The sequence below is a fragment of the Blautia sp. AF19-13LB genome (assembly GCF_003479105.1).
Taxonomy (GTDB): Bacteria; Bacillota; Clostridia; order Lachnospirales; family Lachnospiraceae; genus Fusicatenibacter; species Fusicatenibacter saccharivorans.
The window spans coordinates 76148-96493 of record NZ_QUGO01000005.1 but is presented as its reverse complement, the minus strand read 5'-3'; the positions used below and the strand labels follow the sequence as shown (position 1 = coordinate 96493).

At 49.1% G+C, this 20346-nt stretch carries 21 protein-coding genes and 1 pseudogene; 9 read left to right on the top strand and 13 right to left on the bottom strand.

Annotated elements, in window-relative coordinates:
* The 4 genes from DWX32_RS06780 (at position 1) to DWX32_RS06765 (ending at position 5260) form a co-directional block, all read left to right on the top strand.
* Positions 1-741, top strand: coding sequence for a LytR/AlgR family response regulator transcription factor (locus tag DWX32_RS06780; protein ID WP_118659460.1), 741 nt, complete (start codon positions 1-3; stop codon positions 739-741).
* A gap of 51 nt (positions 742-792) precedes the next feature.
* Complete coding sequence (locus DWX32_RS06775; protein WP_055219159.1) at positions 793-1452, top strand: sensor histidine kinase; 660 nt, start codon at positions 793-795, stop codon at positions 1450-1452.
* A gap of 185 nt (positions 1453-1637) precedes the next feature.
* On the top strand, positions 1638-3440 hold the full coding sequence (locus DWX32_RS06770) for an ABC transporter ATP-binding protein (protein WP_118659458.1): 1803 nt from the start codon (positions 1638-1640) through the stop codon (positions 3438-3440).
* Complete coding sequence (locus DWX32_RS06765; RefSeq protein WP_118659456.1) at positions 3440-5260, top strand: ABC transporter ATP-binding protein; 1821 nt, start codon at positions 3440-3442, stop codon at positions 5258-5260. The genes DWX32_RS06770 and DWX32_RS06765 overlap by 1 nt, the downstream gene beginning before the upstream one ends.
* A gap of 109 nt (positions 5261-5369) precedes the next feature.
* Here the strand turns inward: DWX32_RS06765 and DWX32_RS06760 are convergent, their stop codons facing one another.
* From DWX32_RS06760 to DWX32_RS06745, 4 genes and pseudogenes are all read right to left on the bottom strand, one after another.
* A complete protein-coding gene (locus DWX32_RS06760) occupies positions 5370-5975 on the bottom strand; it encodes an NUDIX hydrolase (protein ID WP_055219153.1) in 606 nt (201 codons plus the stop codon).
* A gap of 26 nt (positions 5976-6001) precedes the next feature.
* Positions 6002-6259 (bottom strand): hypothetical protein, encoded by a 258-nt coding sequence (locus DWX32_RS06755; protein ID WP_055265559.1) that lies wholly within the window; start codon positions 6257-6259, stop codon positions 6002-6004.
* A gap of 81 nt (positions 6260-6340) precedes the next feature.
* Positions 6341-6748 (bottom strand): annotated as a pseudogene (locus tag DWX32_RS06750) (glycoside hydrolase family 3 N-terminal domain-containing protein); the annotation flags it as partial.
* A gap of 30 nt (positions 6749-6778) precedes the next feature.
* The gene (locus DWX32_RS06745) at positions 6779-7417 is read right to left on the bottom strand and encodes a bifunctional 4-hydroxy-2-oxoglutarate aldolase/2-dehydro-3-deoxy-phosphogluconate aldolase (protein WP_118659454.1); all 639 of its coding nucleotides are present in this window, start codon (positions 7415-7417) and stop codon (positions 6779-6781) included.
* Positions 7418-7621: 204 nt separating this feature from the next.
* Between DWX32_RS06745 and DWX32_RS06740 the strand changes: the two genes are divergently transcribed.
* Together DWX32_RS06740 and DWX32_RS06735 are read left to right on the top strand one after the other, a co-directional pair.
* A complete protein-coding gene (locus DWX32_RS06740; RefSeq protein WP_055265553.1) occupies positions 7622-8497 on the top strand; it encodes an AraC family transcriptional regulator in 876 nt (291 codons plus the stop codon).
* A gap of 54 nt (positions 8498-8551) precedes the next feature.
* Positions 8552-8815: a hypothetical protein gene (locus DWX32_RS06735; RefSeq protein WP_055219147.1), complete on the top strand. Its 264-nt coding sequence runs from the start codon at positions 8552-8554 to the stop codon at positions 8813-8815.
* A gap of 147 nt (positions 8816-8962) precedes the next feature.
* On the opposite strand, the gene DWX32_RS06730 is transcribed toward DWX32_RS06735, so the two are convergent.
* The 3 genes from DWX32_RS06730 to DWX32_RS06720 all read right to left on the bottom strand — a co-directional run bounded on the left by DWX32_RS06730 (position 8963) and on the right by DWX32_RS06720 (position 12074).
* Positions 8963-9919 carry a D-2-hydroxyacid dehydrogenase gene (locus DWX32_RS06730; protein WP_118659452.1) on the bottom strand — a complete coding sequence of 319 codons (957 nt, stop codon included), beginning with the start codon at positions 9917-9919 and terminating at the stop codon, positions 8963-8965.
* 175 nt (positions 9920-10094) lie between these two features.
* On the bottom strand, positions 10095-10880 hold the full coding sequence (locus DWX32_RS06725) for a hypothetical protein (protein ID WP_117802479.1): 786 nt from the start codon (positions 10878-10880) through the stop codon (positions 10095-10097).
* 495 nt (positions 10881-11375) lie between these two features.
* A complete protein-coding gene (locus DWX32_RS06720; protein WP_022461363.1) occupies positions 11376-12074 on the bottom strand; it encodes a 5'-methylthioadenosine/adenosylhomocysteine nucleosidase in 699 nt (232 codons plus the stop codon).
* Positions 12075-12378: 304 nt separating this feature from the next.
* On the opposite strand from DWX32_RS06720, the gene DWX32_RS06715 reads away from it, so the two are divergent.
* Complete coding sequence (locus DWX32_RS06715; protein ID WP_022461364.1) at positions 12379-12621, top strand: TIGR03905 family TSCPD domain-containing protein; 243 nt, start codon at positions 12379-12381, stop codon at positions 12619-12621.
* A gap of 184 nt (positions 12622-12805) precedes the next feature.
* Here the strand turns inward: DWX32_RS06715 and DWX32_RS06710 are convergent, their stop codons facing one another.
* The 3 genes from DWX32_RS06710 to DWX32_RS06700 form a co-directional block, all read right to left on the bottom strand.
* Entirely contained in the window at positions 12806-14428 is a 1623-nt protein-coding gene (locus DWX32_RS06710; protein ID WP_055219142.1) for an MBL fold metallo-hydrolase RNA specificity domain-containing protein, read from the bottom strand.
* A gap of 663 nt (positions 14429-15091) precedes the next feature.
* Positions 15092-15589 (bottom strand): DUF6147 family protein, encoded by a 498-nt coding sequence (locus DWX32_RS06705; protein WP_118659450.1) that lies wholly within the window; start codon positions 15587-15589, stop codon positions 15092-15094.
* A 57-nt stretch (positions 15590-15646) separates the two neighbouring features.
* Positions 15647-16528, bottom strand: coding sequence for a DUF4367 domain-containing protein (locus DWX32_RS06700; RefSeq protein WP_158579560.1), 882 nt, complete (start codon positions 16526-16528; stop codon positions 15647-15649).
* Between the two features lie 161 nt (positions 16529-16689).
* Here DWX32_RS06700 and DWX32_RS06695 point away from each other — a divergent pair, with 161 nt between their 5' ends.
* The gene (locus DWX32_RS06695) at positions 16690-17757 is read left to right on the top strand and encodes an undecaprenyldiphospho-muramoylpentapeptide beta-N-acetylglucosaminyltransferase (protein WP_118659446.1); all 1068 of its coding nucleotides are present in this window, start codon (positions 16690-16692) and stop codon (positions 17755-17757) included.
* A gap of 3 nt (positions 17758-17760) precedes the next feature.
* On the opposite strand, the gene DWX32_RS06690 is transcribed toward DWX32_RS06695, so the two are convergent.
* Both DWX32_RS06690 and DWX32_RS06685 read right to left on the bottom strand, forming a co-directional pair.
* The gene (locus DWX32_RS06690; protein ID WP_158568584.1) at positions 17761-18285 is read right to left on the bottom strand and encodes an RNA polymerase sigma factor; all 525 of its coding nucleotides are present in this window, start codon (positions 18283-18285) and stop codon (positions 17761-17763) included.
* Between the two features lie 59 nt (positions 18286-18344).
* A complete protein-coding gene (locus DWX32_RS06685; RefSeq protein ID WP_172680766.1) occupies positions 18345-18761 on the bottom strand; it encodes an HIT family protein in 417 nt (138 codons plus the stop codon).
* A gap of 202 nt (positions 18762-18963) precedes the next feature.
* Here DWX32_RS06685 and DWX32_RS06680 point away from each other — a divergent pair, with 202 nt between their 5' ends.
* Positions 18964-19647 carry a two-component system sensor histidine kinase NtrB gene (locus DWX32_RS06680; protein ID WP_055219129.1) on the top strand — a complete coding sequence of 228 codons (684 nt, stop codon included), beginning with the start codon at positions 18964-18966 and terminating at the stop codon, positions 19645-19647.
* Here the strand turns inward: DWX32_RS06680 and DWX32_RS06675 are convergent.
* Entirely contained in the window at positions 19622-20296 is a 675-nt protein-coding gene (locus DWX32_RS06675; RefSeq protein WP_226906363.1) for a rhomboid family intramembrane serine protease, read from the bottom strand. The genes DWX32_RS06680 and DWX32_RS06675 overlap by 26 nt on opposite strands.
* Positions 20297-20346: the final 50 nt, after the last annotated feature.

Below are 20346 nucleotides of genomic sequence, written 5' to 3'. Positions count from 1 at the left end.
ATGAGAATTGCTTACTGCGAAGATGAACCGGCGCAGCGTTCCCGGATGGAACTGCTGCTCCGCACCTTTGCGGAGCGAAAAAGGCTTGCTCTGACCGTGGAAGCCTTTTCAGACTCCGCCGCTTTTCTGTTCCAGTATCCCGGCTCGTATCCGTTTGATCTCATCTTTCTCGATATTGATCTCGGCGGAATGGACGGCATGGCGCTGGCGCGGAAAATCCGTGAAACGGACAGTGAGGTGCCGATTCTCTTTCTGACGAATCATAAAGAATATGTTTTCGAAGGATATGAGGTGCAGGCGTTCCGGTATCTCTTAAAGCCGGTGACAGAGGATACACTGTTTCCGCTGCTCGAGGAGCTGCAGGCGATGCGCGGACAGGAAAAGCCGCATCTGCTGCTTTCACTTGGCGGGGAGACGCAGAAGCTGTTTCTCTCCGACCTGCTTTTTGTGGAATCCGATAATCATTATCTGACGCTGCATACAGCCGCCGGAATGGAAACTTTTAAGAAAAATCTGTCGGAGTTCCGCGAAGAACTTTCTGCCGCATGGCAGGCTTCTGGTGAGACGGGGGAATGTTTTGCGGCCGCACACCGGAGTTATCTTGTGAATCTCGCTCATGTGGAGCGGATCACGCGGACGGAATGTCTCTTGTCGGACGGAACAAAAATTCCGGTCAGCCGCGGATGCTATGCATCACTCAACCATGCGTTCCTGCAGTTTTACCGGCCGAATGCGTTTTAAAGGTTTTGCATTTTTTAATTTCCAATTCCGAACGAACCGAGGTGATGTTTCATGGCGCACATTCCATTTTTATCCCATTATCTGGAACGCAAAAATATCGAATACCAGAACCAGCTTCTCGCCCGCCAGGTCGAGGAAGTGCAGAATATCTATCTGACAATGCGCGGCTGGCGCCATGATTACCACAATCATCTGCAGTCAATGAAGGCATATGTTGAGATGGGACAGTATGATAAGCTGCAGGAATATCTCGGGCTGCTCGAAAATGATCTCGATCAGGTCAACCAGCTCTGCGACTCGGGGAATGTGAATCTCGATGCGATTTTAAATTCCAAAATTTCACTCGCCGAAAAGAACGGCATCCGCGTGGATTACAAGGCAGCCTGCCCGGCCAATCTTACGGTGAGTGATATTGATCTCTGCGCGCTGATCGGAAATCTGATTGACAATGCGGTGGAAGCATGCGAGGGCCTTGCGGATCCCTATATCCGGCTTTATATTGGTGTGCTGAAAAACCAGCTGTATATTTCCGTTACGAATGCAACAAAGGATACTGTGCGGAAGCTGGACAGCGAGTATATCACCACGAAGCGCGGAAATCACGGGCATGGGCTGAAACGGATCAATCTTGTTGTGGAAAAGTACGAAGGATATATCAACCGGCAGAACGAGCCCGGCGTTTTCGTGACGGAGATTATGCTGCCGCTGTAAAAAGCTCTTTCCAGAATTTTTTGATTTTGTCCGATGATTCTACAGAAAAATTTTGCAGAACGTGAACACTTTTTTTTGCTGTTCGCGTTCTTTTTTGTTCCATTTACGTACTTTTCCCCCGTGTTTTGCATGAATATGGTAGGATAACTACAGTTCACGAAAGACATGTGACAGAGGAGGTCTTTATGTATTCATTATGGTCTAACTACATTTATATTCATCGGGAGCTGTGGCATTACAGCAAAAAGCCGTTTCTCTTTCAGGCACTCGAAATCGTCTCACAGGTGCTCACCGGCTTTTTCGGGATTCTGCTTCCTGCCGGGATTCTCCTGTTTCTGGAACAGAGCAGCGGCTTTTCCGGATTTGCACTTGGAACGCTCGTTCTCTTTCTTTGCTATGCCGTTGTTTTTGTCAGCCACACCTTTCTGCAATCGCGGAACGCCTGGCAGTATACCGAATTCCGGACCGGCTTTTTTACGCGCCGCCTTCTCTGTCATTTCATGCAGATAGATTATGCGGTTCTGACAGAACCAAAAACGCTGCAGCTCGCCGAAAAAGCCGTCGGAGCCACCTGCAGCAACTGGGTCGGCGTGGAAGGCATGTTCCGATACGATGTCACAATTTATTCTTCGTTTCTTGGGCTGATTCTCTACGCAGGACTGATCGGAACCGTCCATCCGGCTATCATTCTTCTGCTGCTTGTGCTCTCGGTTCTGCAGTTTCTCAGCTACCGCCGCGCGGCTTCTTACGAAGTCCGCCGCAGAGACGATCTGTCTGAAATTGAAGTATCGCAGCGCTATTTCCAGAAACAGTCGTACAACACATCCGCCGGAAAGGATATCCGTCTGTATCAGCTGAACGGATGGCTCGATGGTGTTTATCGCCAGCTCAACAAGCGGTATCAGAAAATTCTGTTCCGCATCCGCAGCGCCTACTTTGCAAATGATCTGCTGACACTTACACTACAGCTTCTGCGCGACGGAATCTGCTATGGCTTTCTGATTTACCGTCTATCCCACGGCACGATGACCGTATCCGGCTTTGTGCTTGCGCTCGGTGCCGTCTCCGGTTTTTCTTCATATTTTAACGAGATCACCGCCGCGCTCTCCAAATCCGTGCTCTGTCTCGAGCAGATCCGCTGGCTGCGGGAATTCTTCGATCTTCCGTTCCCGGCCGGCCACACGCTGCCGTTCCGTCCGGAACTTGCGGAAGAAAAACCGCTGGAAATCTGCTTTTCCCACGTCTCGTTTTCCTATCCGGGCGGCGATAAAAGGATCCTCGATGATGTCAGTTTTACACTCCATGCGGGCGAGCATACGGCACTTGTCGGCATCAACGGCGCCGGAAAATCCACAATTGTCAGGCTGATCTGCGGGCTATATCAGCCGACGGAAGGGAACATCACCATTAACGGCATTCCCCTTGGCAGTCTGAATCCGGCGCAGTATTACAAAGCAATCGCAGCGGTTTTTCAGGACCCGTTTGCACTTTCGTTTTCGATTGCAGAAAATGTGAGCTGCTCCCCGCTGGAAGAGACCGATCGTAACCGTTGCCGAGAAGCACTCATCCGCGCCGGACTCTGGGAAAAAATTGCAAGTCTGCCGCAGAAAGAAGAAACCTATCTTGGCAAGGATATGGCGGACGACGGCATTACGCTTTCCGGCGGTGAAATGCAAAAACTGATGATGGCGCGGGCACTCTATAAAAATTGCCATCTGCTCCTGCTCGATGAGCCGACGGCTGCGCTCGATGCAATCTCGGAAAATAAAATGTACGAAACCTACAGCACACTGCTGAAAAATAAGACTGCGCTTTTCATCTCGCATCGTCTTGCATCGACACGCTTCTGCGATACGATCCTGTTTCTCGAAAACGGAAAGATCAAAGAATGCGGAACCCACGATGAGCTGATTGCCCTCGGCGGATCGTATGCGCATATGTTTGCGGTGCAGAGCCAGTATTATCAGGAAACGGAGGAAGATATCTGATGAAAATGAAAGAACGGTTTCATGCCATCTGCCGCTTTTTAACTATGGTGAGCCAGGGCAATCACCGCGTGCTGTTCTGGCTTCTCGGAAGCGCTTTTGCAGCTGCAACGCTGCCGTATCTCTCCTTGTTTTTCTCGGCGCGAATTTTGAATTTACTGCTTGCAAAGTCGTACCGCGCCTGTCTGTATACTGTTGTCGTCTTTCTGCTTACGCAGTATGGGCTGGGATTGTTTGAAAAAATCTGCCGTCAGTATCTCGACGGCCAAAAAGAACTCTGTCTTGCACGCACGGAACAGAAAATCACCGCAAAGGCGCTGGAGCTGGAGTTTGAGAAATTCGAAAAAACAGAGACGATGGATGCCATCCGGCGCACCAACGTCTCCTCCATGGGATCGGGAAATGTGGGTGACCAGCTCATTGTCATTCATACGCTGATCACTTCCCTGCTCTCGGTTCTCTATGCCCTGTTTTTCCTGCTCCGTCTGTTTCTTCTGTCCGACAGCAGCAGGAAGAACTTTTTCACCTCGCCGTTTTCGATGCTTGCACTGCTCCTGCTCTGTGGTGTACAGCTTGCACTTTCCTCCCGCATCAACCGCAGGAGTACGCAGAAAAAGATAGAGCTGAACCAGGGCAACGACCATTCCAACTCGGTTGCCAATTATCTCGTTAATGTGATGCTTGAAGAACGGCGCGCGGACGATATCCGCATCGGTCATCTCGATCATTTTCTCGACGTACAGTTTGGAAAAGCCATGGAACACTTTCTGCCGATGTACCTCGACTTCGCCCGCTTCTCCGCCATCACAGACGGAAAAAACGCGCTGCTTTCGCTCCTTTCCAATTTCGCTGCGTACCTTGTGATCGGCGCCAGGGCTCTGTACGGCGTTCTCCCCATTGGGGATGTTCTTCTGTATGCCGGTTCCGTGACACGCGCCATGAGTGATCTTCAGACATTTCTCGCAACCGGATCGGAGTTCGACTATATCAATTCCTATCTCTCGACCTATGAGGATTTCATTGCGCAGCCGTCTATGGCCTACGACGGTACACTGCCGATTGAGAAACGCGACGACGGCCAGTACGAATTTGCGTTCCACGATGTCTCATTCTCTTATCCCGGTACGAATATTCCGGTACTCGAACATGTGACACTGTCCTTTGCCGTCGGCGAAAAAACCGCCCTCGTTGGCCGTAACGGAGCCGGAAAGACAACACTCATCAAGCTGCTCTGCCGCCTGTATGAGCCAACTTCAGGTTACATCACCCTGAATGGCATTGACATCCGCAAATATAGCTACAAAGAGTACACGCAGGCATTCTCCGTCGTTTTCCAGGATTTCCACCTGTTTTCCCTCCCGCTCGACGAAAACATCGCCGCCGGAACCGAGATTGATGAAGCTGCTTTGCAATCCTCTCTTGCAAAAGTCGGTCTCACCGACCGTGTACAGCAACTCCCGCAGGGCGTCCGCACCCGCCTTTACAACAACAACGGCTCCGGTGTCGACCTTTCCGGCGGCGAGGCCCAGCGCACCGCCATCGCCCGCGCCCTCTACAAGGATGCCCCGTTCGTCATCCTCGACGAGCCGACCGCAGCCCTCGACCCGATCGCTGAGGCCGAAATCTACAAACAGTTCAGCCAGATGACCGCCGGTAAAACGGCTGTCTACATCTCCCACCGCATGAGCAGCTGCAAATTCTGCGACCGCATCATCGTCCTCGACCACGGCCGCATCGCCGAAGACGGAACCCACGACACCCTCCTCGCAAACCACGGCATCTACGCCAATCTTTACGAAACCCAGGCCCAATACTACACCTGAGTCCTCACCCTCCCGTCCCCCACAACGTAAATGGGAGTCAGAAAAACACAACCCCTGGCAGTTCGTGCTAAGAACTTCCAGGGGTTGTGTTTTTCTGGCTCCCCTCCACTTATTTCAGGAATGCAAACGGCTCCTCATCATGAATAAAATGCATCAGATGATAAGAACACATAATTGCTACATTTTCTTCCTTTAAGATTCTCTTTGCCTCCTCGCGGTCAGCAAGGACAACTTCGATCACTTCGCTCTCTTCGAGGTATTTGCGGCTGATCTCGCCCTCGCACCAGCCGTAAACGGCAGAGCATGCTTCATCGGTCAGGCCGATTGTGGTGAAGAACGGTTTCTCGTAGCAGGGATCTACTTTCAACGGGTGAAACGTAAGACCGGTCTCCTCATGCATCTCGCGCACGGCAGCCTCATGGAACTCCTCGCCCGGTTCCACCAGGCCTGCCGGGAATTCGTAAATGTAGTCATCAATGGAAACGCGGTACTGGCGCACCAGGACAATTTTGTCGCGCTTTTCCCCGTACAGACTGTACATCAGCACGCCGTCCGGCGTATTTTTTCTTGTTTTGATCTTCATCTGCTCGATGGATTTTGCGCGGGAAGCCACATAATAGCGGAAGTGATGGTTTACTTTGTTTGTTCCTTCCACCAGGTAAAGATTTACGAACGGATTTTCCGTCTGTTTTGTGATTTTTTCAACATTCGGCATAAGTAACAACCTCTTTCTTTTCTCTTTTACTGGTCAAAATCTGTCTCAAACACGCCCTCCGGGGTGCGCATCGTCAGCACGCCGAGGTTGAATTCATCATCCATCACCGTGATGTGGTACTCGAAAATCACATCATCATCAAATTTCGATAATACCACATAGGAACCGTTCTCTTTTCCCTCGATCTGGTCGCAGATGTCATCGTAAACATCGCTTCCCGAAATCGGCCGCGGATAGCCGGATTCTTTAATTTTCTTTTCAATCATTTCATATAATTCGTTCATGTTCTGCCCTCGTTTTTCTTTTTATCGGTTATGTTTCATTGTACCACGAAAAGACCCGCGGGGACAATCCATTGCGGCGATTCACCGTGAACTTTTTTTATTTTCATACATCTTCTGGTCCGCCTGTTTCATGATGACGGATTCCGAGATTTCCATGTTTTCCCGGACCATTCCGCCGACGGTGCCGTTGATTCTGTTGTACGCCGTCATGATGCCCTCTGCACCGCTCTCCTCAATACATCTGCGGAACGGCTCGAGATACAGCTCATATTTATTCCGCGGGTCAATCGAAGAGTTCTTCCAGCCGCGGCCGACCTCGGTGTTGTTTCCATAGAAGTGTTTCAGGGTTGATGCACAGCGCAGATATTTTGGATCGTCGCCCTGCATTCCCTCGATGTAAGCGCCGGCCATTTTTCCGGTCAGCACAGGGTCCTCGCCGTAGCCCTCCTCGTTTCTTCCCCATCTCGGATCACGCTCGAGGTCAACGGTCGGTGCCCAGCGGCTGCGGGAAGGATGTCGTCACGTCCGGCTTTCCTTTACGATCTCAACCGCCTCTTTCACCAGCTCTTCAATGCGGTCGAATTCGTTGTTTTCAATCATCATATTTTTTACCATCCAGCTTCCGCCGCATGCTGCGATGCGGTCGTATGCCAGGTATTCTCTTACATTCTGCGGGTTGATGCCGCCGGTCGGCATGAATTTCATCATGGTGTACGGTGCTGCGATGGCACGGATGTATTTCAGTCCGCCTGCCGGTTCTGCCGGGAAGAATTTCACCATGGTGAGCCCAAGACCGATCGCCTGCTCCATCTCAGTCGGGGTCACGATGCCCGGGATCACTGGTACTTCGTGTGCCTGGCACCATTTTACTACCTCCGGGTTGAGGCCCGGGCTGACGATAAATTTTGCTCCGGCTTTCACGGCGCAGTCCGCCTGCTCGATTGTGAGCACAGTTCCGGCTCCCACCAGCATCTCCGGGAATTTTTCGCTCATAATGCGGATGGATTCTTCTGCCGCATCGGTGCGGAAGGTCACCTCGGCGCAGGCAAGTCCGCCCTTGCAGAGAGCTTCGGCAAGCGGCTCTGCTTTTGCTGCATCCTGTAAAACGACAACCGGCACAATGCCGTATGTTCCAAGCTGTTCGAGAATCTGATTCATGATAGCTGTTCCTCCGTTTTGATCTTTATCTGAAAATTATTCTGCATTCTGTTTTTATTTTATTCCCTTGTATCATAACCGGACAGGTTATTTTTTTCTATTGTGCGGATTGCCGAATACATTGTAAAACTTGCTGTTTTGTGATATGCTGGGAATTGTTGTTATGGTTCAAAAATATCATTTTTTTGCAAGGATGCTTTTATTATGAAAGAAAAACTGCAGACGAAATTTGCCACCCGGCAGTACATGATTTCGGATACGTTTGAGTTATACTATTACAGCACCGACGATGTGCCCGGCGTAAAAGAACATACGCATACGCATTATGAGTTCTATCTCTTTCTCGAAGGGGCGATCTCACTGGAAATCGACGGAGTGCTCTACACACCGACGCCCGGCGATCTTCTTCTGATTCCGCCCGGCGTGCCGCATCATCTGGTGATGCACGACCTGTCTGTGCCGTACCGCCGCTTTGTGTTCTGGGTCAGCGCCGCTTTTGCAGAACAGCTCCGCGCCCGTTCCGCCGACTACGTTTACCTGATGGAATACGCTGCCGAAAATCAGAAATATCTGTTCCCGCTCGATTCCGTCGAGTTCAACACGATCCAGTACCGCACCATCCGACTGATTGAGGAAATGCGGTCCGATCATTTTGGAAAAGAGACGCAGATTTTTCTCTACGTCAGCGACCTGCTGATGCAGATCAACCGCACGGTGTATGAACAGCACCACCCGCTCACCCGGAAGGCGCAGCTTTCGCTGTATGAACAGCTCTGTTTCTATATTGATGAGCACCTGTCCGAGGATCTGTCGCTCGAACGGCTGGCGGCGGAACTTTTTGTGAGCAAATATCACATTGCACACGTTTTCAAGGATGAAATCGGCATGTCGATCCACCAGTACATTTCCAAAAAGCGGCTGGCAAGGTGCCGTGAAGCGCTGCTCGGCGATGTACCGGTCACGAAGGTGTATCTGCTGTTCGGATTTCACGACTATTCGAGTTTTTACCGCGCGTTTAAAAAAGAGTACGGGATCTCGCCGAAGGATTTTAAAGAACTGCATACCGTTACCAGCGATTAACACGGTCGTTCCAAATGCACTGTTTACTTTGTACTTTTCAGGAGGATTTTTAATATGTTTCAGATGTGGGGAAAATTAGTGGAAAACAATCATATTCTTCAGGATCTTACCGTCTGCATCGACGATGAGGATACCAGAACGCACAAGGTCTTCCGTGCGCTCGATGAAATCTGTGATGCCTGGAATCTGGCGAAGCCGATCTGGCTCGATACGAATATTTCGGAGTTTAAACGGAGATCGAAAACACGGTTCACACAGGATAATTTTATTGAATCGCTGGAGTTTGATTATCTGGAAATTCAGATTACAGAGGAATAATGTTCTCTCGTTTTTGCAGCGAATAAAGCAAATGCAAAAGCCGGGCATCCGGCGGAACTTGGGAGCGGCTGTTCTTGCAGTCCCCTCTGCGGTTCCGTCGGATGTCCGGCTCTTTTTATGTATTTTGTCCCTGGATTTGTATCCCTTTTATACCACGCGGTTTTCCATGCCGCCTTCCAGGTACGAAGCAATATTTTTCTGCACCAGCCCGATCAGGCGCGTGCGGGCTTCCTTCGATGCCCAGGCGATGTGCGGCGTGATGTACAGGCGGTCGTCGTCCGCCATTTTCAGTAACGGACTGTCACTGCGGATCGGCTCGCTGGAAAGTACATCGAGCGCTGCTCCGGCGATCAGGCCCTCGCGCAGGGCACAGCAGAGGTCACGCTCATTCACGATCGAGCCGCGGCCGACGTTGATCAGAATTGCGTTCCGCTTCATGTTGGCAAACGTTTCGATATTCATCAGGTTCTCGGTCGCCTCATTTAACGGGGCGTGGATGGAAACCACATCAGAATCCTTCAGCAGACGATAGAGATCGACCCGCTCGTAGTCCGGATCGTCGTGTGTACCGGAGGTGGAGTAATAGATCACACGGCAGCCGAATGCCTGTGCAATCGAAGCCACTTTTCTGCCGATCGCGCCAAGGCCGATGATGCCCCACGTCTTGCCCTCCAGCTCGGTGAACGGTCTGTCCATGCAGGTGAAAAGACTGCTGGCGGCGTAGCTGCCGTTTTTTACGTAATCATCGTAATAACGGAGTTTTTCTGCCAGATAGAAGTACATCGCAAAGGTGTGCTGGGCCACGCTGACGGTGGAATAGCCGGCGACGTTCGTCACGGCGATGTTGTGGCGCTTCACATAATCGAGATCGATGTTGTTGATGCCGGTTGCGGTGACGCAGATCAGTTTCAGGTTCTCCGCGCCGGACAGGGTGCGGCTGCACATGCGCACCTTGTTGCAGATGACGATATCCGCCTCCCGCACACGCTCCGGGCATTCCTCCTCCGTTGTTTTTTCATATACTGTCACTTCTCCAAAACGGGAAAAGCCGGACAGATCCATGTCCTTTCCCAGTGACTCTGCCTCAAGAATTACAAGTCTCATGTTGGTTCCTCCTTTTGCAGATGATGATTCTGCTTTATCCGGGAAAGCAGTGCCGCCTGTCTGTTTTGAAAGACGGCACTGCCTGAAATATTTTTATCTTAGATACCTGCGGACTGCCGATTCGGAAATATGGTCATGTCGATATGCCATGCTCCCCGGCCTGATCCCCTGGTATTTACACGTATTCGCTGATAATCTCCCTCATCAGCTTCTCTTCCTCGGGCGTCAGCATTCCGGCAAACCTGCTCTCGGCCGCGGCGGTCTGGCGGATGCCCTCCCTGACTTTCGAAATCCTCGCTTCTTTTTCCGGATCTGCGAACAGTTCATTCCGCTCTTTGGCGGACTCGCTTCCCGCAGTCTGCGGTTTTGCTTTCGCCGCTCCGGTTCCTGCCTGTGCCATGGTTTCCGCCTGCACCGGCTGCCGTTCGGTCTGCTGTACGGTTTCCAGCACCGCACTCTGTTTCGTCGCTGCAAACTCATTTTCCAGATAGTCTGTCCAGCCGTTCAGCAGAATTTCCTCTTTTCCGCCGAAATCCAGACAGAGCCGGAAAAAGACAAGGCCTCCGGCGAGCGCGGTGCCCGTTCCGAGGTAGCGCATCAGCTCCGCCTCTCCATAACGGTATCGGTAGATCGCCCACAGCGAAAGAATCGACAGCGCCAGAACCGTGAGGATCATATTCTGGCTTCCGCGCAGAAGCGTCGGGACTGCCATTCCCGCTGACCTGCCCTGTGCAATCTGGCTGCGCATAAACGCCCCGGCATTCGAAAAGGGATGCGCTTTTCTCTGACACGTTTCCAGCACCGACCTGGTCCATTTCGACTTTGGTTCCTTCAGCCTTCCGAGATCGCGGATGGCCCGGGTGTAGAAACGGTTATTCCAGAACAGGCACCACACACCGGCGATTCCTGCTGCTATCATTGCGTATAAGAACACATTTTGTTTCACACAAAACTCCAGCATTCTTATTCCCCCTGATGATTTTTGAATTTGCCTGTCATGATCATATGCCGGTGCTCCCGTTCCGTTGCGGTGCATCGGCGGATGCCGCGGCAGAATTTGCGCGCACAGGATTCTTCCGCAGGCATATCGGCAGTGGAGACGTGTTACAGTTCCCAGGTACCTGTGAACTGTAACATTCGCAGCCCTCATTGAAAATTTTGCTTCGCAAAAGTAGGGCTGCTCACACCTGAATCACTTTCTTACGCAGCAAAACAGCAAGTGTTTTACTGCTGAGCAATCCGTAGTGAGAATCTTCTTGTTCCGATGTGCCACAGTATAGCACTGCCGGAAAAATTTGGAAACAAAAAACGTTCGTCAAATTCTTTGTGATTCTGTGCTTTTTCGCGTGAATTTTTATTTTTCGTTCCTTCAGGGGACTGCTTTCGTGCCGGTTCGCGTGGTTTCGCTGGTTTTCGCCTGCCCGTTTGTCGATTTTTTCTTCTTGCTTTTTTTAGATTACAGGCGTTTTACCATTTCCTGCAGCAGGTTGACACAGTGGCGGGCTGCCTCGCTCTCAAAGGTCGGGTAGTCCATTGTTGCGCTGTCGTCTGCTTTGTCGGAGATGGCGCGGAGTACGACGTATGGAATCTTGTTCAGATAAGCGCCCTGCGCAATCGCAGCGCCTTCCATCTCGGCGCAGGAACCGTTGAATTCCTCGATCAGATGGTTTTTCACTTCTTTGCTGGAAATAAACTGGTCACCGCTGACCACGCGTCCGCGGAATACCTGGATTTCCGGATTGACTTCCTTGCAGACTTCCTCTGCCACCTCTGCGAGGTGCTCGTCTGCCGGGAAGCTCAAAACGCCCATCTGCGGAATCTCGCCGAGCGGGTATCCGAAGATGCGCACATCCATGTCGTGCTGAACAGCATCGGTCGAGATCACGATATCGCCGATGTTGATTTCATTCCGCAGGGAGCCTGCGATTCCGGTGTTGATGACACAGTCCACGCCGTAATCATCTACAAGAATCTGCGTGCAGATACCGGCGTTTACTTTACCGATTCCGCTGCGCACAACAACCACTTCTTTTCCGTTCAGGTAACCGTGGTTGAACTCCATGGATGCTTTCGTGCGGATTGTAACGTCCGTCATCATTTCCTTTAAGCTTGCAACTTCAACTTCCATTGCACCGATAATTCCGATTAACTTCATGTTTATGATATCCTCCAATAACTTTACATGTACTCTCCGATTCTTTCTGTTCTTGCTTTTATGAAATCATTTTTGTCAGCGGTCAGCCGCTAAAGTAAGAACGGAAAACTCCGGGAGTCCATTTTCTTTTCCTTCTGGTTTCTTTGTAATTCCTGTTACAGTATACAATAAATTTGGGATCTGTGGTATCTTTTTTCTTTGCTGTTTTCGTAATCTATGGTATAATAGCAGGAACCGAAGAATTATCGTGGCTAAAGTTCACGATAATGTTCTAATTTTTTATTCACAAAGGAGGATCTTATCGATGGAATATACAACAAAAGGTACCTGTTCCAGAAAAATTCTGTTTGAGGTAGAAGACGGTAAAGTACACAACGTACAGTTCGTAGGCGGATGCAACGGAAACACACAGGGTGTTGCAAGACTCGTTGAGGGCATGGACGTAAACGAAGCCATCTCCCGCATGAAAGGCATCGACTGCAACGGACGCGGAACATCATGTCCAGACCAGCTTGCAAAAGCACTGGAACAGGCTATCCAGAAATAACTTTTTTTACGCTTGCTCTTTTTTATTATAATAACTCCCCGGGGAATGCTCACCCCGGGGAGTTTGTAATTTATCCACTTCTGTTTTTTCTTTTCTGATGCAGCACAGCTTCCCTGCCGCCTGCTTTCTTCCGGTTTTTCTTCTATATTAATAGCTCAGTCTTTCTTCCAGCCACCGGACTGCTTTATCTGTCCCATTTGTCGCAGAGACTGTTGATCTGATCAGCAAATTTCGAAAGGTCTTTGTTAGCACCGCCTTTGTTTCTTGTAATGACGGTGAGCAGCCGCTGACCAGCCGCAACGAGACGATCGAAGACGGCATTTCCGCTGCTTCTCGTGCGCAGTGTTCCAGCGTTTGCCGTTGTTTCCTTCTGGATCGGAATGCCAACGGTTTTTTCGATGAATTCATTTTCTTTCAGGTCAAATACCGTGCCGGAGAACGGAGCCATCGCCGGGTAGCGGAATTCGTCCCACAGTTTTTCTGCAAAAATTTCCGTCACTTTATCTTCGCCGTGCGTTACGAAAACGCGGTCCGGTTTTGCCCGCAGACTGCCCGCCCATTTGAGCAGTCCTTCCTGATCTGCGTGGCCGCTCATGCCCGGGAACTGGATGATGTGCGCGTTCACATGAACCTCTTCCTGGAACAGTTTCACCTCCTTCGCGCCTCCGATCAGCGCCCGTCCCAGTGTACCGACGGCCTGATAGCCGACGAAGAGAACCGTACTCTCCTGCCGCCAGAGGTTGTGCTTCAGATGATGCTTGATTCGTCCTGCATCGCACATACCGCTCGCGGATATGATGACCTTCGGGGTTTCGTTGAAGTTGATGGCTTTCGACTCATCGGATGTAATCGAGAGCTTTAAGCCCGGAAACAGAATCGGATTAATGCCCTGCGCAAGGAGCGCAGCTGCATCGGAATCGTAGCACTCTTTCTGATGATCGCGGAAAATATTGGTTGCCTCAACGGCAAGCGGACTGTCCACGTAAACCGGGAATTCGCCGTGGCCGTGAACCAGATGTTCTGCCTTAATTTCACGAATAAAGTACAGCATCTCCTGCGTTCTTCCAACAGCAAACGACGGGATCACGAGGTTGCCGCCGCGGTCGAGCGTTTCCTGAATGATTTTTGCCAGCTCCGGTACATAATCCGGTTTCGGACCGTGGCTCCGGTCACCGTAGGTGGATTCCATAATCACGTAATCAGCGCTCTCTGGGTACTCCGGGTCGTTGATCAGCGGCTGATGGATATTTCCGATATCGCCGGAGAAGAGCAGTTTTTTCGTCACACCGTCCTCTGTCAGCCACAGCTCAATGGATGCGGAGCCGAGCAGATGACCGGCATCGAGGAAACGGATCTGAATGCCGTCCGATAGTGTCACACGCTGATGATACGGAATGCCCTCCAGTAAGCGGATCACGCCGAGGGCATCCTCCATTGTGTATGGTGTGACGTAATCTTCTTTTCCCGCCCGGCGGTTCTTGCGGTTCCGCCACTCGGCCTCGGCAAGCTGAATGTGTGCGCTGTCCCGGAGCATGATGTCCGAAAGCGCTACCGTCGCCGGAGTCATATAGATTGGGCCGCGGAAGCCGTGCGCATACAACAGCGGCAGATTTCCGGTGTGATCGATGTGCGCGTGCGTGATCAATACAAAATCAAGCTGGGATGCCGGGACCGGAATTGGTTTGTTTTCGTAAATATTCGGTCCCTGTTCCATACCGCAGTCCACTAAAAACTTCTTTCCGGCAGCCTCCAGATAATAACAACTGCCCGTCACTTCATGTGTTGCTCCAAGAAATGTAAGACGCATAAGATGCCTCCTGTTCTCCCGTTTTGTTCGGGGACAAAATGTTGTCACTACGGGTCAAAACACGCGTTATGCGTTTGGCCCGTTATCGCGGCCAGCAGTCATCAAGTTCTCATGCCAGCATGGTCTTTGACGCGTTGTCCGCGAAAATAATCTGAAATTTCCTTTGTATTTTATGCTTATTCTCTCTTTTTTGATTATTATAGCATAATATCTGGCGGATTCCAACGGAATTTTAAGGCAGATTACACAACAATCTTGATATTTTTGTTCAATTATGGGCATCGGCTTGTAGAAGCGTACAGAAAAGAGGCACCGGTATTCCTGCAGTAATACCGATGCCTCACTTATCGGGGTCAGCCGATGTTCCGTATGATCACTCACACGCTGAACATAGTAACACATGATGACTCAGATCTGTGTTGTGGTTGGAAAAAGGAATTTCGACGCGTTGAAAATCCTGAAAGATCTGCGTTTTCGTCTTAATATATTCATTGTTATAAGGTTTCTATAGGGGACTGGCCCCGGGATTTTTAAGGGGTGAGGGAGTTGCAAACTACTAGTCTAAAAATTGTTTCCGTTCATTTACTCTACTCTCTTGTGCTTGTATGAATTATACTTTTGCTTGTTTTCAATATTGATATCTACATGTTAGGTGAAAAATTATTATCCAATATAGATTCCATTGGTTGAACTTCCACCATTCTCAGTAACACCACTCTTAGTACAGGAATGATAACCTCTTAAACGGTAATAATAACCTTTTTCTACTTTTATTTCCTTACTCATAAATAAAGAATCCGTATTATAGTCTACATTTTCCCACTTTTTGTAACTATAAAAACTGCCTGATCCTGTCGAACGTTCCAAATAAATATTTAATTTTACAGTTCCACAAGTAACATTACACTCTGTTCCGCCACCTATTCCAATATATCCATTACCATTATTTGTAATTCTCACAAACCCCTGATGAAGATATGTACTTCTTGCCACGCTTTGGTAATTCCCAATTGATTCTGTTTCATTTGTCAATACAGATCCATCAATTGTATTACCTAAATAATCTAATGCATCTGCCTGTACACTCACCGTATTTACAGCCAGCGTCAAAACGAGCATCGCACAAAAAAGTAAGCTTTTTAAATTCATAACCTTTTTCATACTTCCTCTTTCCCCTCGTCTCATCTACATGATATATACGTATTAATTTTAAATCAATTACATATTATACTGCATTTCATTCAAAATTTTTATCAATTCCTCTTTTTCTATTTGACCACTTAACTCATAATATCCATCTTTATATTTCCATATAACATAATAATTTTCTTCACCATTTTCAGATATTGTTCCCATTTCAACCTCTACAGTGTCATCAAGCGTCTCTACTTCAACTTTTTCCCTATCTTTCCAATTACCTTGCGATAAATCTTTCTCGTTTGCTGATAATTGAAAATACACTATGTGTTCATTATATCTGTACTTGATAATAGCCACCTGTATTTCTTGTAATATAGAACTCCCGCTATATTCCATTCCTTCCGGAATATAATAAAATTCAGGTACCGCTATATGCAACTTATCCCTTATTTCTTCTTTTACCTTATCCCAATCTTCTGCTGTATATTTTCTGTCTTCTCCATTATCAACCCATGTAGTATCTCCTGAATTCCGAACCCCACTAATCGTCTCCACCAACCGAATCCGATTCGCCTCGCTCGTCATACTGGCTCCAAACACGCAAGCTCCCACAACCAACACAACACCAGCCGCCTTTGCCGTCTGTACCCAGTGTTTTGTTGTTTTCGCTCTCTTTGCAATCTTCTTCTGTCTCTCCGCCTGCTTTTCGCGTTCCACCTTTCTCTCCACGATCTGGCGGCGGATCTCCAGTGTTTTTTCTGTCGGGTTGCCTTCCGCGTCCGCGAGTCCTTCCTTCTGGAGTCGCTGCTGGAAGCGCTCGTACATTGCGTTCAGTTCTTCCTCTGAAAGTGCAGGCGCAGCCTCCGGCTCCTGTTCTGTTGCTGTGTTTCCTTCCTCTGCCTTTACAACTGCCGATTCCCCTCCCACCGTTTTCGAATCCGCAGCCATTTTTTCTTCCATCGTCTGCTCCAGTTTCTTTTTCAGCTGTTCTTCTTTTTCTATCTTTTTCATCTTCTTCCGTTCCTCGGCATTTTCCATGTTGTAACCGCTCTTGACTTTTTTTCTTCTTGAGGGGATAATAAAAGCCAAATGATATTATCAAATTCCAGGGAGGAATTCTCATGAAGCATATTGTTCTGACAGGCGGAGGTACCGCCGGCCATGTTACCCCGAATATTGCCCTGATTCCAAAATTAAAGGAAGCAGGTTATAAAATCTCTTATATCGGTTCCTACGACGGTATGGAGCGCAAGCTGATCGAAGATCTCGGCATTCCGTACTACGGAATTTCATCTGGAAAGCTGCGCCGCTACTTCGATCCGAAAAACTTTTCCGATCCATTCCGCGTCGTAAAAGGCTACTTTGAAGCAAAAAAACTGCTCAAAAAGTTGAAACCAAACGTTGTCTTCTCCAAAGGCGGCTTCGTTTCGGTACCGGTTGTCCTTGCCGCCAAAGCATGTAAAGTCCCGGCGCTCATCCATGAATCAGATATGACGCCTGGCCTGGCAAATAAGCTATGTATTCCGTCCGCTGCAAAGGTCTGCTGTAATTTCCCGGAAACCGTTAAATGTCTCCCGGAAAACAAAGCCGTTCTGACCGGAACGCCAATCCGCCAGGAACTGCTGTCCGGCGATGCGCGGGAAGGCCTGAAGTTCTGCGGATTCAATGCCGCAAAACCGGTTATTCTCGTCATCGGAGGAAGCCTCGGTTCCGTCGCTGTCAATAATGCGGTCCGTTCTATTTTACCAGAACTTCTGAAAGATTTCCAGGTGATTCATCTCTGCGGTAAAGATAAACTGGATGCATCCTTAAACGGCACCGAAGGTTACGTTCAGTTCGAGTACATCAAAGATGAGCTCCCGGATCTCTTCGCCGCAGCAGATCTGATCATCTCCCGCGCCGGCGCAAATGCGATCTGCGAAATCAGTGCTCTGGCAAAACCAAACATTCTGATTCCGCTTTCTGCCAATGCCAGCCGCGGAGACCAGATTTTAAATGCGCGTTCCTTTGAGCGTCAGGGTTACAGTAAAGTTCTGGAAGAAGAATCCGTGAATGCGCAGACTCTTCAGTCCGCAATCCGTGAGGTTTACGAAAACCGTCAGACCTATATCAATGCGATGAAGAAGAGCAGCCACACCGATTCCATCGGCCACATCCTTTCCCTGATCCAGGAATGCGAACGTAAATAGTAACTACAGAAATCCCCTTTCTCTGGCTTTGTCAGCAAAGTGCTGGCAAAGCCATTTTTTCGTCCGGGTCATTTTCACCCGCAGATTTCCTATGGTGATACCCATTTCGGATGCTACTTCCTTTTCCGAACGCTCATGCACCTTGATTTCACGCGTAATATAATAACCCGATTCATCATGATCTTTCAGTGCATCCATCACTTCCCGAAAAAAATGATTTCTCTCCTGCTTTTCTTCCTCTGCAAGCGTCGGAAGTTCCATCTCTTCCGCCCGAAGATCCTCATCCAGTTCGTTCCAGTCAAAACGTTGTGCTTTTCTTTGATAATCAATTCCCAGATTCTTTGCAGCGACACGGACCCAGCCTTCTACTCTGTCTTCATCCAGCGCATCAATATTCAGGTACAGTTTCACCATCGTTTCCTGTGCGATATCATCCGCATCGGCTTCATTGTGCACCACCTGCATTGCGGCTGAATAGGCTGTCATTACATACTTTTTATATATTTCTGAAAAGTTATTTTTGTCCATTGTTCTCCGCCCCTGTTCGTCTGTCATTGATTCTTTTTCTGGCTGCTGCCAGCCTTTTCTCAGGCCTTCAGCTCTGCCGTCACGCTCTCAATGATCTGCTCTTTTACCGCATCCTCGAGAGTTCCCTGCTTCCATGCAGCAATACCGGCATTGTCACCTTCATATCTTGGAATCAGATGCATATGGAAGTGGAATACCGTCTGTCCTGCTGCCTCACCATTGTTCTGTACCAGATTGAAGCCATCGGAATGAAGCGCTTTCGTCATGGCCGTCGCCATTTTTTTGCCGAGAATCATTGCTTTCGCTGCGGTTTCATCCGGAATTTCATAAATGTTTGCAAAATGCTGTTTTGGAAGAATCAGCGCATGTCCTTTCGTTGCCGGTCCCTGATCCAGAATGACACGGAACTCATCATCCTCATACAGTGTCGCGGTTGGAATTTCTCCGTTTGCTAATTTACAAAAAATACAATCCATGATCTTTTTCTCCTTTACTTTTTTTAATTTTTCTGTTGTTCCGAATCCCGTTCTGCACGGTTCCGAACAACTCTATTTTCTCACTATTTGTCGAAAAATGTCAAATAATGCAGAACGCTTTTTGTTGCGCGCTCCCCCTTTCAATGCTAAACTTTTGCCTAATCAAAAATCATTACCTACGCATCATAAGGAGGATACGGCTATGTCAAAAGAACCAACAACCAATTCACAGGGCTTATCGGAAGAATGTCACGCTATGATTTCCCGGATTTCACATGAGGTTCGAAATCCTGTTGCGGTTATCCACAGCTTTCATCAGCTTCTTCTTTTAGCGCATCCGGAGCTTTCCAACGATCTCTATTTTCAGAAAATCCAGGAAAATATGGCTTTTCTGAACTCCCTGCTCGATGAGCTCTCCTGCTATAATCATTCATATCGGGCGGTACGCGCTTACGTGAATCCTTATCTTCTGCTCCAGAATCTCTGTGCCGATACCGGCGTTCTCCTCGAAAAACAACAGGTTTCCATTGAACTTGTCAAGGAATCTGCCATTCCGCGCTTTGCCCTTGATACCACGCAATTTCGTCAGCTTTTTCTGAACCTGATCCGAAATGCGGCGGAAGCAATGCCTTCCGGCGGAACGATCAAAATCTCTCTCTGTTTCGACGGTGACTTTCTGACCATCCGTGTGCAGGACACTGGCTGCGGAATCCCCGCCGAGGATCTGCCGACTCTCTTTGACCTTTTTGTCACACATAAGAAAAACGGAACCGGCCTTGGACTTGCCATCTGCAAGGAAATTGTAACCGCACACGACGGCACGATTTCCGTTTCTTCCGTTCCCGGGGAAGGAAGCACCTTTACGGTCGTTTTCCCCTTTTCCTGATCCTTGCCATTCCCGGATAGAGAACCGCCATCAGGACTGCACCTGCCAGAAAACCGCCGATGTGTGCGAAGTTGTCCACATTTGAAGACTGGAATCCGACCAGCAGCGAAAGGACAGCCATGACGGCCATCCTCCGGAAGGTGAGATCCTCCAGCCTTCCTTTCCGAAATGCCAGAAGAACAAGCATCGCTCCGACAGCAGAAAAAATCGCTCCCGAAGCGCCGGCGGAAACTGCCGGTGCTTCCCCTGTTTTCATCAGGGACAGTTCATGCAGATACGAGCACAGATTTCCGACGAGTCCGCCGCCCAGATAGATGACCAGATAACGGATCTTTCCAACTGCGCGTTCTAGGTAATCCCCAAGGAACAAAAGAAGCAGCATGTTGTTGATCAGATGCTGGATGCCAAAGTGAAGAAACATACTCGTAAACAGGCGATAGTATTCTCCGCTCTCAATCAGCGGCGCATACGCCGCACCGCAGTCCATCATATGTCTGGAGCTCTCTGTCCCTCCGGTCAGTGTGACTGCAAGGAATACCAGAATATTGCATACGACGATGACCAGATTGATGCTGTTTTTTGACCTCTTCCACATACGGTCCACGATATCTTCGTTCGGATCGTAACTGTTTTTCCTTTGTTCTTCCATTACATCATTTCCTTATCTGTGCTATTTTTTTATTATAATTTAATTCACTT